Source organism: Aggregatilinea sp. (genome assembly GCF_036822615.1).
GTDB lineage: Bacteria > Chloroflexota > Anaerolineae > Aggregatilineales > Aggregatilineaceae > Aggregatilinea.
The window spans coordinates 1-12,391 of record NZ_DAISHJ010000040.1; the positions used below are offsets into that span (position 1 = coordinate 1).

Below are 12,391 nucleotides of genomic sequence, written 5' to 3' on the forward strand. Positions count from 1 at the left end.
TGATTCATTTGATGCTCCGTCGTCTTGCTCGTCCTATTTAACAAACACGCTCTTACAGTTTCACTCAGTCGGTCCGGATAGAGGACACTGAAAGGGCGTCAACAGTTACCCCGTCCGTGACGGCGTGCCGTTTCACTCAGTCGGTCCGGATAGAGGACACTGAAAGCCTTTGCCGGCGTGGCATCCGAGATGATCGGCGGGGTTTCACTCAGTCGGTCCGGATAGAGGACACTGAAAGGAGCGGATGAAACAGCGCTACGGCAAAACGATCACGTTTCACTCAGTCGGTCCGGATAGAGGACACTGAAAGTGGTTCGCTGGTTGGTTAAGGATACGGCGGGGCGGTTTCACTCAGTCGGTCCGGATAGAGAACACTGAAAGCTAAAAACGCCAATCGCGCCGAACTCTCGTTCCAGGTTTCACTCAGTCGGTCCGGATAAAGGACACTGAAAGCAATGTGGGTACAAGTCCGGCGACTTGCGTTGCATGTTTCACTCAGTCGGTCCGGATAGAGGACACTGAAAGTGTTTCCACAGTATCAGGAACGCCACCGCGTCCCGGTTTCACTGAGTCGGTCCGGATAGAGGACACTGAAAGAAGTTGGCGCGCACGTACATGTTCAGCTCTGCGGAGTTTTACTCAGTCGGTCCGGATTGAAGGTGATGCACTATTCTTATCCGATATTTCGTAAATGTTTAAGGGCCGCTGTTTGGTCTAGTCCTCGTAGTTCGCCATGCCTCCCCATGATTCCGGTGATGGTGAGGTCCACTCATCATGACCAGCCTCAGTGAAAACTCCAGATCAGGTGAGCGGTCGTAAACATCGGTGACAGAGCCGCGCAGGTAGTGTGTAATTTTACCGATCGCCTCCGTCACGTTTACAGGCCCCACCCTGTAGTATCGCGCAGGGTCGCCGGAGCGGACCTGCTACATTGAGTGCATGAACATATGCACAGGAGTATCACTGTGAGCCGTCCGAAAAAACAACTCAAAACGTGTGCCGCCACCAATGTGGCACATCCGCAATCGCCACAGATCATCATGCAGCGCCTGCATCCCAGTCTGCGCGACAGTTTCGTTTTACTGCCGCCGGCGGGGACGATGCTAACTCACGAACAACTCGAGGCTGTTTTTGGCGGCGACCTACGTGGGTTGAGAGATCTGGCAAAGCTGGTTTACAAACCGGGTCCTCGTGAGCCAGAATGACCATAGACGAATGCTGCTCAAGGTGAGCAGCCAACCAGAAATGGAGGAACGTATGCTTGTGGTCAATCGTGCTCGTAGGACGTCATCGCTGGATGAATCCATCCACCTCACCAAGCAGGGAGAGCAGATCCTGGCCCTACTCCGTGAGGCAAAAACCTGGACGAACCGCTCTATGCTCGCCAGGCTGGCCGGAAAGTCTGCCCTGAATAGGTGGGATGTGGTGCTGCTCGATCGCCTCACCGCAGCGGGCTTGATCGAAGCGCGGCGCGTTCCGCGTCACGGCCCCATCGGATTTGAGTGGCAATATCGGGCAGCAAATCGCAAAACCGTGGAGAATGCCTGATGGTGCAACTTCGTTGCCTAATCTGGGCAGCCGTATCCTCACGTGCTCAGACCGAACCGGATAAGTTCAGTCTGCCCCAACAGGAATCTGATGCGCGCAAGTTGGCCCAGGAAAACGGATGGCGCATTGTAGATGTTATGCGTGTACCAGGACACAGCCGCCGCTACATCGACTTTCATGAACTGGCAACCGCAGCAGCCAACAAAGGAATCGATGCGTTCCAACGGCTGGCCAATCACTGGGAAGCGCGTGACTTTGATGTGCTGGTTGTGCTGGACGGCAACCGCTTTGCACGGACCCAGGCACTCCACGCCTACATCACTGAGCAGACGATCAACATCGGCGCGCGTATCTTTTCACTGATAGACGGGTGGATAGACAAGCAGAACCATCGCATGTGGATTGCGATGAACGGCTACAAATCCGCGGGCGAGATTGATCGATTGGTGGATGCGCGGGACAAGGCAATGGATAAGCGCGCCGAACGAGGATTGCCAGTCAGCAGTCGCGTCCCCATCTCGCACATCGTTCAGCGCGATCCGAGAACCGGTAAGTCGCTGCGGCTTGAAGTAGATGAGAGCAAACGCCGCTTGTGGGACGATCTCGCTACTCTGGTGCTTGAAGGTGTAGCATGGGACAGCATCGAGAGTGAGTTATTCAAGCGCTACGGCTACGTGAACGAAAATGGTGAACCCTACTATCCGAATTTCATGTACCGCCTGATCATGAAGCCGCTGTTTTGGGGTCATATCGCTCGTCATCATAATAGCGCCGAGAGCAAAAACGGCTATAAGTACGGTCCGTGGATCTATGACGAAAGCGCCCCCATACCGCAGGGCGTGCTGATGTTCCGCAACACACATCCCCCCGTATGGGACGGCGAGCTTGCCGATCGCATTCGTTTTGAACTCGAGCGGCGCAGTGAAGTGATGTGTGGCAGAGCTACACCGAGCTACACCTATGCCCTAAGCGGCCTCGCAGTCTGCGGCGAGTGTGGCACCTTCATGGTGACCCGGCGCGCGGGTGACTACCGGGCATTGCGCTGCCCGTCCGCGTGTAGCAAAACACGCGGCCCGAATTGCAGCAACCGGGGTGTGCTGAACGAACGCCATATCATCGCACAGCTAGATGCGTTCTTGCGGCAGATGCTTCAGGAAAACACGACGGATATTTTTCGGGACGTCGAACCCGAAACGTCATGTTTGCATGAGCGCATCACGGCGCTGGGAACAGACATCGAAGAACTTCAGGAACAAGCCCGTTCGCTGATTCGGCGTCAGCTCACGGCCCCCGAGGACATCCAACAGCTCTATGACGAGGAACTGGATAAAATCGGGCTCCAATTGAAGCATATGAAAGATGCGCTGAGCCGCATGCAGGGAGAATCGCTCAATCAGCAGCAAACGACTACCGCTCAACAAGCGACACTCGAAGAGTTGGCGGATCTGACGCTTGAGAAGTTTTGGCAGCAGGGCAGCCGCGCCATCAATCAAATGCTGCACCGGCTCATGGGTAATCACCGTCTGGTGATTCTCCACCGCGAAGTTATCGGCGTCGCCGTCTCACAGCGAGCGCAGCGCCGGCATAATTAGCGCGAAATCAAGCAGGAAGGGAGGTTAAAAGATGGCTGGAGATGTTCGCCGACCAACAGAGTGGTTTAGCAACGTGCCTTCTAGTTGCACACTAGGCACAGCATGTTTAGAATTGCAGGGGAAATAGAGGGGGCACATCCCTCGCCTGAAGAATGTGCCCACATCACTAGCGTAACCTTACCAACCACGCTTTCCTAAAATCACCTGGTCTGGTCCTACACTGATGCCGACCATCGGCTCGCCCAGGTCGCGGCTGACTTCCGCGATGATCTTGGGATCGTTGAAGTGCGTCACTGCCTCGACGATCGCCTTCGCGCGCCGGGCCGGATCGCCGCTCTTGAAGATGCCGGAGCCGACGAACACGCCGTCCACGCCGAGCTGCATCATCAGCGCGGCGTCCGCGGGCGTGGCGACGCCACCCGCCGCGAAGTTCACCACCGGCAGACGGCCCAGCTCCGCCGTTTCCTTGACCAGTTCGTACGGCGCGCCGATCTCTTTGGCGAAGGTCATCCACTCGTCGGGACGCATCGCGGACAGGCGGCGGATTTCACCGAGCACCGAGCGCGCGTGCCGCACGGCCTCCACCACGTCGCCGGTCCCGGCTTCGCCCTTGGTGCGGATCATCGCCGCGCCCTCACCGATACGCCGCAGCGCCTCGCCCAGGTTGCGGCAGCCGCACACGAACGGCACGTTGAACTGGTGCTTGTCGATGTGGAACTGCTCGTCGGCAGGCGTGAGCACTTCGCTCTCGTCGATGTAGTCGATGCCGATCGCTTCCAGAACCTGCGCCTCGACAAAGTGGCCGATGCGGCACTTCGCCATGACGGGGATGGTCACGGCTTCCATGATCGACTGGATCAGGCCGGGATCGCTCATGCGCGCCACGCCGCCCGTCGCGCGGATGTCCGCCGGGACGCGTTCCAGCGCCATCACCGCGCACGCGCCCGCTTCTTCCGCGATGCGCGCGTGCTCCGGCGTCACGACGTCCATGATCACGCCGCCCTTGAGCATCTGTGCCAGACCGCGCTTCAGCGTTTCGGTGCCTTTTTGCGCGCCATTGCCATTCGTATTTTCTGCCATTTGTCTGCCTCCTATGGACGCCGGACCTGAAACCCGCGCCCTAAACCCTGACCTAAGAGTGTGCCGTAATCCAACCGGCGATGTCGTCGATAACTGTTTGGGGAATGTGCCCCGGCGTCTGGTATTCCGTCGGGTTGGGATCGCCCTCGCCGCTGAGGAACAGGTGATTGAGATCGGCGTAGGTCTTGAACGTCGCGTCGTCGCGGCCTTCCAGCGCCAACTGCCAGCCCGCGAAGTCGTCCAGCGTCACCTGATAGTCGCGCTCGCCCTGCAAAACCAGGATCGGCGCGGTGACCTCCTGCGCGGTCGCCACCGGATCGTAACCGTTCAGGTCGATCCAGTACGACGCGGGCGCATTGAACAGCAGCATCACCGGATCGTCGCCGGGCTGGGCGTTTTTGGTCGCCTCAACCGTCGCTGTCGTGTCGTCCAGATACGCCTGATCCGCGTCGGAGAACGTGCCGTCGTCGATGGTCAGCAGATATTTGGTCTGCTCCACGATCAGATCCGTCAGGGGGCGGGTATTGCCCGCCATGATGATCACCCCGCCCAGATCCTCGGCCTGCAGCGCGATGCGCGGCGCGAGATAGCCGCCCTGGCTGTGGCCGAGCACGTAGATTCGCGCCGGATCGATGCCCTCGGTGTCACGCAGCAGCTCGACGGCGGCCACGGCGTCATCGATCGTTTCTTCCGCCACGGTGAAATCGGCCTGCGCGGCGACCTGCACGCCGTACACGTTGGTGCGCTTGTCGTACCGCAGCACGGCGATGCCCTGCGACGCCAGCCCCCACGCCAGATCCTTGAACGGCTTGTTGGGGCCAACCGTCTCGTCACGATCGTTGGGGCCGGAGCCGTGCACCAGCACCACGACCGGGAACGGGCCGTCGCCCACGGGCAGCGTCAGCGTGCCGGGCAGTTCCCACTCGGTGCCCGCGTTGACCGCGACATCCTGCTCGATAAACGCGCTTTCGTCCGCATAGGCGGGCGGCTCATAGGGTGTGTTGTCCAGCGACGTGTCGGGGGAAGTGAAGAACAGCCCCGCGATCTGGCCGTCTTCGTTCACAGTCACCTGGGCCGCCAGTGTCGCCTGCTCGAAGTGCAGGATGAAGGCGTAGCTCGTCAGAGTTCCCTGTGTCTGAGAGCCTACGTTGTCATCCACGGATTGGAACGGACCGACCTGCTGCACAAACTGGTTCCACGCCTGCTCCAGATCCGCGGGAGTAACTGCGGCCAGCACCGTGTCGGTGAAATTGGCAGCAGCGGCCTCGAAGTCGCCCGCGATCATGTTGTCGATCACGGCCCGCGCAATTGCCGCACTCGGATCGTCAGCGGCAGGCGCTTCCGGCGCAGGCTTAAAGTACAGCCCGGCGACCTGCCCCTCCGCATCGACGGTGACCGACGCCTGAAGCGCCAGCTGCTCGAAGCGCAGGATGAAGAAGTAGGTCGTCAGGTCGTCCTGCGCCTGCGACGTGACCTCGTCGTCCACGGACTGGAACGCGCCAACCTGCATCAACAGCGTGTCCCACATCTGGCTGAGGGTGTCGGGCGGCAGCGCGCCCAGCATGGAGTCGTTAAAGTTCGCGGCAGCGGCTTCGAAATCGCCCGCGATCATGTTGTCGATCACCGCTTGCGCCACCGCTTGCTGATCGTCACTGGCAGGCGGCGTGCCCTGTGCCAGCGCCGCCGGTGGGAAAACCACCAGCGCGACGAGCAGACACACGACCAACCGGGATATACGAAACATCAAATTCACTCCTTGAGCGGCCCCGCTCACAACACGGGCATCCGGCGCAGCGCCGGACGATATGTTGCCTGCCACGACTGCCATGCCGCACCCAATCGCCGGAAGCCCTCTTCGATTTTCGCGGGCGGATAGGTGGAGAAGTTCAGCCGAATATAGCGGTGACCGTCTCCGTCCGTGTAAAACAGCGTGCCGATGGCATACGCGACGCCGTGCTGGATCGCCGTAACGTACAGCTCCGCGGCAGTCGGGCCGTCATCGGGCAGCCGGACCCACAAGTATAACCCGCCGGAGGGCGCTTCCCAGCTCGATCCGGGCGGCAGGTAGCGTTTCGCCGCCGCGATCGCCGTGTCACAGCGCAGACGCAGCTCGGCCCGCACGCGGTTGAGGTGGCCCGCCAGCGCACCGCTGGCGAGGTAGGTGTACATCGCGCGCTGATTCAGCCCCGGCGCGCAGACGTCCGCCGCCTGCTTGACCCGCACGATCCGGTCGCGCAGCCCGCCGCTCACGATCAGGTAGCCGGTACGCGTACCGGGCAGCAGAATCTTCGAGTAGCCGCTGGCGTAAAGCACCAGCCCGTGCTCGTCGAGTACTTTCAGCGGCGGGGGCGGCGCGCCGTGATAGTTCAATTCCTGGTAAACCGCGTCTTCCAGCACGGGGATGTTGTACTGCGCGGCCAGCGCCAGCAGTTGGCGGCGGCGGTGCAGCGGCATCACGGCCCCGGTCGGGTTGTGATAGGTGGGCGTGACGTAGATCAGGCCGGGGCGGTGCTCCTGGATCGCCGCTTCGAGCGCGTCGGGCCGCAAACCCTGGTGATCCATCGGCACGCCGATCGGGATCACGCGCCGCACGTGCGCGATGTCGAGGATGCCCAGGTAGGTCGGGTTGCTAGTCAGCAGCACGTCGCCCTCGCCCAGCACGGTCTGCACGACGAGATCGAGCGCCTGCTGCGCTCCGCCCGTAATCAGCACGTCGTCGCTGTGGCACTGGATGCCCATCGAGGTCACGTATTCCGACACCAACTGCCGCAGCGGTTGGTATCCTTCGGTGTCCTCATAGGTGACGGCAGCCGCGCCGTCTTGATCGAGCACGGTATTCAGCGCCTGCCGCAGCGCCTCGACCGGCAGAAATTCTTCCGGCGGCGTGCCCTCGCTGAACGCGATCACCCCCGGCTGGCGGGCGAGCCGCGTCATTTCGCGCATGCTGATGTTGACCGATCCCGGCAGCGGCCAGGGCGGGACGATCCGACCCGGCGCGCCCCGGTTCCCCGTGACGAACGTGCCGCGCCCCGCGTGCGCCGCGATCAAGCCCTCGGTTTGCAGCTGCGTGTAGGCGTTCACCACGCTGATGCGCGCCACGCCCAGCGCATGCGCCAGATCGCGCGTGGGCGGCAGGCGATCGCCGGGCATCAGACGGCCACTTTCGATTTGCAGGCGGAAATGCCGCGCAAGCTGCTGGTAGATCGGCTCGACGGAGTCTTTATCAAGCGGGATAGCGGTCAGAGTCGTGTTGATCATGGTCCCATCCTAACAGGACCATGATACCATGTATAGGGCCAAGTGGGACCAACAGATAATGCAATGCAAATTTTGTGGAATTGTTGGTTTTTCCACAATTCGATTTAATAACTACTCTCAAAATAAGCCAGTAATAATTGCTCTGATTTTATTTGCTATGTATAATGATATATCTTATTATAATTTAATTTATATAATGAGGTTAATTAAATGAGTATCTTTAATATAAACCAAAATGCTGTGTTTGGTCCTCCTCTGCAAGATCCCCAATATCAATGCGATATTTTTGTTATCATGCCTTTTGATCAGAGCTTCACTCCTATATATGAAAATCACCTTAAATCTATCGCGGATCGTTTAGGTTATTCGATCAAACGAGGCGACGATTTCTTTTCACGACATGCTATTATGGCCGATGTTTGGTCCGCGATTACAAACACCAAGTTAATTATAGCTGATTGTACTAACAGAAATCCTAATGTTTTCTATGAATTAGGCATAGCACACACCTTAGATAAACCTGTTATCATGATAACCCAAAATAGAGAGGATATCCCCTTTGATGTTGGCCACTTGCGGATAATTCTATATAAATTTACTCTGAACGGAATGGCTGAGCTTGAACGCTTGCTCGAAGACGCTCTTGAGAAAGTTCTAAACAGTGCGGGAGAAAATATTCTTGAGGGCTTAAAAGAAGATCCCACCAGCTTACCTAGTGATCCCGATGATCAATGGGAAATTGTTCAATCTCTTATCAACAAAGGCGATTTTGATACCTTTGCTGCGATCCTACCGTTTCTCAAGAATGTCAAATTAAAAACTATCAACAAATTTATTGAGATGGGCGACATTCCACACGCTACCGAGGTCACACATACACTAGAAGCCTCTAATAGCTTCAAATCCGTAGGAAAAGCCTTATATGATGCTGGGTATACAGACATTCCTTTAATGCGAGAAACGATAGACAAAACACTGAATCATAGCGAAAAACGCGCTCTAGGCCGGCACATTTTAAAGAACAAGGGTGAAAACAGTGAGGTTTTTCGATATTTGATCCGTAGCTTTTCTAATGCAAGAGAACTCGGAAACCTTGCTCTTTATTTCCTTGAATTTGATCGTGCAAATTCTCCCGTTCTTGACGAGATAATCGAGCTTCTAAATACTAGCGAAAGAAAGGCAGCGGTATTAGTCGATCTTGGAATGGAGTTTATCAAACGTGATATGATCACCGAATCGCAATTTAAGCATATTTTGATGGCCCTAGAGGAGTATCAATCTCATATAGAAGAATTTCTGAGAGCCTGGGTAAAGAACTATCGGCAGTCTGCTATAGATGCCTTGAACAAGGGCATAATATCTACTCCATCATCGATCAAGTATGTTAAAAATCTTCTTATCTAATAAGTTCATGAAGTAAAAAACTTATCTCTTAGTAGGCCCAAACGCTTTAGCCACCCCACCAGAGAGTTTCTGTTAAAGTTCAAGTAAGTTATGGCATAAAAACGTCTCATTCTCACCTTCGCTCCGAGATGATCTGCGCGTAGAGCGCCTCGTACTGCTCCGCGATGCGCCGCCACGTGAACCGCTGCTCGATCAGCGCACGCCCGTTGGCCGCGATCTGGCGGCGCAGCGCCGACGCCTGGATCAGTTCGATCGTCGCGTTCGCCAGATCGTCATCGCTGAGGCCGAGCATCACGTGACGCCGCTGCACGACCGGGATGCCGTCGCAGCTCAGCGGCGTCGCCACGACCGGCTTGCCCATCGCCATCGCTTCGAGCACCTTGTTTTTGATGCCCGCGCCCATCCGCAGCGGACTGACGAAGATCAGCGAGAACTCGAAATAGGGGCGCATATCGGGCACGCGCCCGGTGATCTCGACGTCCTCGGACGCGTACGCTTGCAGCACGGGCGGCGGGTTGCCTCCCACGATGTACACCCGCGCGCGCGGCACGGTCCGCTTGACGCGCGGGAAGATATCGCGCACCAGCCGCAGGGCCGCGTCCACGTTCGGCGCGTAGTCGTAATTGCCGGTGAACAGCAGCGCGGGATCCTTCGGCTCGTAGCCGGTGGGCGAAAAGTAGTCGAGATCGACGCCGTTGGGGATCACGGCGGTCGGCGTTTGCGGGTTGAGCGACTTCAACGCCTGGGCGTCGTCGTCGGTCAGCACCACCACGCGGTCGTATCCGTTAAACATCCAGCTTTCGAAGCGCCGCGCCATAATCCGGCGCATGTTCAGCACCATGCGCGGAATCAGCCGCCGTTCCTGCCGGATCGCGCGGTCGAGCCACAGGCTGTACGACTCGTACGGCACGATCACGTTGGGCAGTTGGCGCGCCAGCTCGCGGTATTCGTACACGTGAACCCCGCCAAACAGGTGCACCATGTCGTACGGATGCGTGCGCAGTGCCTGCCGGATCGCGTTCCACATCTCCGGCGACCAGCTTTGTTCGGCCCGGCGCGGAAAGCGCGCTTTCGGATCGCTGCGGCGCTGGTAGGACAGCAGCGAGCGGTGCGGCTCGCGCAGGAGCGTCACGGAGTTGAACAGGTGGCGGTAGCGCGGCACGTCGGCCAGATCCTCCGGCTCCTGGTAAAACGCCAGCAGATCGATCCGGTGATGCCGCGCCGACAGCTCGCGCGCGATGTGGTAGGGAATGAGCCGGTCGCCCAGGTGCAGGGGAAACGGCGGGCAGCGCGAGATCAGCAAAACGTCCATCGAAGTGCCTCCGCACGAGCGCGGTGGAGCGGGTAAAAAGAAACCTTATCCCCCGGCCCGCCTCCGGCAAAATTCAAGAGGAGAGAAAGGGGGAAGGGATAGCGAACGGGATCTCGTAGGGGCAATTCACGAATTGCCCCTACGGTATATGGATGAATCCGAAAAGCGCGCATCAGCGCAGCCTGCCTCGCTCGAACGCTGCATCGAGCAGATCGGACATGCGCGCGGCGTAACGTTCCGCGCTGAACTGCGCCAGCACGCGCGCCCGCCCCGCCTCGCCCATACGCGCACGCTGGGCCGGGTCGCGCAGCAGGTCGATCACGTGCGAGGCCAGCGCGGCGGGATCTTCCGGCGGCACGAGGCACCCGGTTTCGCCGTCCGCGATCGTTTCCGCCGGGCCGCCGCGATTCATACTGACGACGGGGCGCGCCATCGCCATCGTCTCGATCAGCGCCATGCCCATCGACTCGAAGCGCGACGGGCACACCACCACGTCCGCCGCCGCGATCACCGGGCGCGGATCGTCCACGTGGCCCAGATACGTCAGCCGCTCGTGCAGCACGGGGTCGGTGCGCCAGCGTTCCATGATCGACTGCTTGTACTGCTCGTCCTTGCCCACGGCAAAAACGTTATCGCCCGCCACGGCGAACCGCGCCTCGGGAATCTGCTCCACGACCAGCCGCGCCATGTCCTGAAAAATGTCGTGGCCCTTCACGCGCTGGAAGCGCGCCAGCAGCGCCACGAGCGGCACGTCCGGGCCGATGCCGAGCTGTTCGCGGATCGGGGTCCCGTCCACGCCGGGGTGAAAATAGGTCGTATCGATGCCGGGGATCACCACCGGGATGCGGTCGGCGGGCAGTCCCGCCCGCGCGCGCCACCGGTCCCGCACCACCTGCGACACGGCGACGATGTGCGACACGTCGCGGCGAAAAAACCGCCGCTGCCACGGGAACACCGGGAACCACCAGCCTTGCAGCAGCCACGTCACCGGGATGCCCACTTTGCGCCCGGCGGCGAGGGCATACGGCAGCGCGTGGTAGTCGCTGACCACCGCATCCAGCCGGGCGTCGCGCAGCAGCGCCGCCAGCCGGTTCACCACCGGGAAACGCCCCCACAGCCCTGGCACAAACGGCGTCATCGCGGCGCGGAAAGGCAGCAGGTGCACCGCGATCCCGGCCTCGCGTGCGGCGCGGGCGAACTGGCCCTCGTGCGGCACGGCGAGATGCGGCACGTACCGCGCCGGATCGAGCGCGCGCATCAATTCCAACTGGATGCGCTCCCCGCCGCCAAAGCCGGTATACGCCGTGATGAACAACACGCGGCGCGGCTCGTTCATACCCGCCGCTCCTTGATCCGCATGACCAGCCGCGTGGGGACCAGCAGGATCGCCAGCAGCCCCGCCGCCAGCGCCCCGTGATACTTGCGCGAATAGGCCAGCAGATCCTCGAAATAGACCCGGCGCGTCAGGCGCGGGACCTGCTCCAAGCTGGCGTGCTCGTCGTGCAAAATCGTCACGTCCGCGACGTAATGGATCGCCGCGCCGGTCGCCAGCAGCTTGCGGCACAGATCGTCGTCGGTGAAAAACAGCTTCAGCCGCTCGTCGAAATAGTCGATCCGGTCCAGCAGCGCGCGCCGCGCCAGGATGAACGAGCCGGGCGCGACCTCCACCGGCTGCGTGCTGCCGCGATCCCACCCGGCGTACCACATCTGCGCGCGGCGGCGATCGCGCCAACGCGGGAGCAGCGCGCCCAGAAACGTATAGCTCAGCAGGAAGTCGGTGTAATCCGCCAGCCGCGATCCGTTCATCTGCACGCGACCGTCCGCGAAAACCATGCGGCACGTCACCGCGCCCACCTGCGGATGAGTGTCCAGGTACGCCAGCAGGGTTTGCAGCGCGTCGGGCGGGATAACGGTATCGGGATTCAGAATCAGCGCGAAGTCGCCGCGCGCCGCGCGCAAGCCGAGGTTGTTGCCGCCGCTGAACCAGCGGTTTTCAGGCGAGGCGATCAGCGTCACGGACGGGAAGCGCTCGCGGACCATCGCCGCGCTGTCGTCCGGCGAGGCGTTATCCACGACGATGATCTCGTGCTCCAGGTCGCCGGGGATCGCCAGCAGCGAGTCGAGCAGCCGGGCGAGCTTGTCGCGCGTGTTGTAGTTGCAAATGACGGTTGAAAGCTGCATGAGCGGTTCGTTACCG

The 12,391-nt window shown here is 59.9% G+C and carries 10 protein-coding genes and 1 CRISPR repeat array; of the genes, 4 read left to right on the top strand and 6 right to left on the bottom strand.

From position 1 onward, the window contains the following. Window positions 1-57: 57 nt before the first annotated feature. Window positions 58-597: a CRISPR direct-repeat array (repeat unit 37 nt; unit sequence GTTTCACTCAGTCGGTCCGGATAGAGGACACTGAAAG). Window positions 598-965: 368 nt separating this feature from the next. From V7116_RS13030 to V7116_RS13040, 3 genes are read left to right on the top strand one after another with little or no spacing between them, the layout of a single operon-like run. Beyond that, complete coding sequence (locus V7116_RS13030; RefSeq protein WP_324392370.1) at window positions 966-1,205, top strand: hypothetical protein; 240 nt, start codon at window positions 966-968, stop codon at window positions 1,203-1,205. 10 nt (window positions 1,206-1,215) lie between these two features. Further along, on the top strand, window positions 1,216-1,548 hold the full coding sequence (locus V7116_RS13035; protein ID WP_324392371.1) for a hypothetical protein: 333 nt from the start codon (window positions 1,216-1,218) through the stop codon (window positions 1,546-1,548). Next, window positions 1,548-3,140, top strand: coding sequence for a recombinase zinc beta ribbon domain-containing protein (locus V7116_RS13040; protein ID WP_324392372.1), 1,593 nt, complete (start codon window positions 1,548-1,550; stop codon window positions 3,138-3,140). Before V7116_RS13035 ends, V7116_RS13040 begins: the two co-directional genes overlap by 1 nt. A gap of 177 nt (window positions 3,141-3,317) precedes the next feature. On the opposite strand, the gene pdxS is transcribed toward V7116_RS13040, so the two are convergent. From pdxS to pdxR, 3 genes are read right to left on the bottom strand one after another with little or no spacing between them, the layout of a single operon-like run. After that, window positions 3,318-4,220, bottom strand: a complete 903-nt coding sequence (pdxS, locus tag V7116_RS13045) for a pyridoxal 5'-phosphate synthase lyase subunit PdxS (RefSeq protein ID WP_324392373.1) — start codon at window positions 4,218-4,220, stop codon at window positions 3,318-3,320. Between the two features lie 52 nt (window positions 4,221-4,272). Beyond that, window positions 4,273-5,964: an alpha/beta hydrolase gene (locus V7116_RS13050; RefSeq protein WP_324392374.1), complete on the bottom strand. Its 1,692-nt coding sequence runs from the start codon at window positions 5,962-5,964 to the stop codon at window positions 4,273-4,275. A 26-nt stretch (window positions 5,965-5,990) separates the two neighbouring features. Then, entirely contained in the window at window positions 5,991-7,478 is a 1,488-nt protein-coding gene (pdxR, locus tag V7116_RS13055; RefSeq protein ID WP_324392375.1) for a MocR-like pyridoxine biosynthesis transcription factor PdxR, read from the bottom strand. 210 nt (window positions 7,479-7,688) lie between these two features. Here pdxR and V7116_RS13060 point away from each other — a divergent pair, with 210 nt between their 5' ends. Beyond that, a complete protein-coding gene (locus tag V7116_RS13060) occupies window positions 7,689-8,882 on the top strand; it encodes a hypothetical protein (protein ID WP_324392376.1) in 1,194 nt (397 codons plus the stop codon). Window positions 8,883-8,994: 112 nt separating this feature from the next. On the opposite strand, the gene V7116_RS13065 is transcribed toward V7116_RS13060, so the two are convergent. From V7116_RS13065 to V7116_RS13075, 3 genes are all read right to left on the bottom strand, one after another. Then, a complete protein-coding gene (locus tag V7116_RS13065) occupies window positions 8,995-10,194 on the bottom strand; it encodes a glycosyltransferase (protein WP_324392377.1) in 1,200 nt (399 codons plus the stop codon). A 172-nt stretch (window positions 10,195-10,366) separates the two neighbouring features. Further along, the gene (locus tag V7116_RS13070) at window positions 10,367-11,530 is read right to left on the bottom strand and encodes a glycosyltransferase family 4 protein (protein ID WP_324392378.1); all 1,164 of its coding nucleotides are present in this window, start codon (window positions 11,528-11,530) and stop codon (window positions 10,367-10,369) included. Beyond that, window positions 11,527-12,375 carry a glycosyltransferase family 2 protein gene (locus tag V7116_RS13075; protein WP_324392379.1) on the bottom strand — a complete coding sequence of 283 codons (849 nt, stop codon included), beginning with the start codon at window positions 12,373-12,375 and terminating at the stop codon, window positions 11,527-11,529. Before V7116_RS13075 ends, V7116_RS13070 begins: the two co-directional genes overlap by 4 nt. Window positions 12,376-12,391 lie beyond the last annotated feature (16 nt).

Excerpts from the sequence above, each read along its gene's own strand:
- V7116_RS13050 (WP_324392374.1), bottom strand. The coding sequence starts at position 5,964 with ATGTTTCGTATATCCCGGTTGGTCGTGTGTCTGCTCGTCGCGCTGGTG.
- V7116_RS13070 (WP_324392378.1), bottom strand. The coding sequence starts at position 11,530 with ATGAACGAGCCGCGCCGCGTGTTGTTCATCACGGCGTATACCGGCTTT.
- V7116_RS13040 (WP_324392372.1), top strand. The coding sequence starts at position 1,548 with ATGGTGCAACTTCGTTGCCTAATCTGGGCAGCCGTATCCTCACGTGCT.
- pdxS (WP_324392373.1), bottom strand. The coding sequence starts at position 4,220 with ATGGCAGAAAATACGAATGGCAATGGCGCGCAAAAAGGCACCGAAACG.
- V7116_RS13060 (WP_324392376.1), top strand. The coding sequence starts at position 7,689 with ATGAGTATCTTTAATATAAACCAAAATGCTGTGTTTGGTCCTCCTCTG.
- V7116_RS13035 (WP_324392371.1), top strand. The coding sequence starts at position 1,216 with ATGCTGCTCAAGGTGAGCAGCCAACCAGAAATGGAGGAACGTATGCTT.
- V7116_RS13065 (WP_324392377.1), bottom strand. The coding sequence starts at position 10,194 with ATGGACGTTTTGCTGATCTCGCGCTGCCCGCCGTTTCCCCTGCACCTG.
- V7116_RS13075 (WP_324392379.1), bottom strand. The coding sequence starts at position 12,375 with ATGCAGCTTTCAACCGTCATTTGCAACTACAACACGCGCGACAAGCTC.
- pdxR (WP_324392375.1), bottom strand. The coding sequence starts at position 7,478 with ATGATCAACACGACTCTGACCGCTATCCCGCTTGATAAAGACTCCGTC.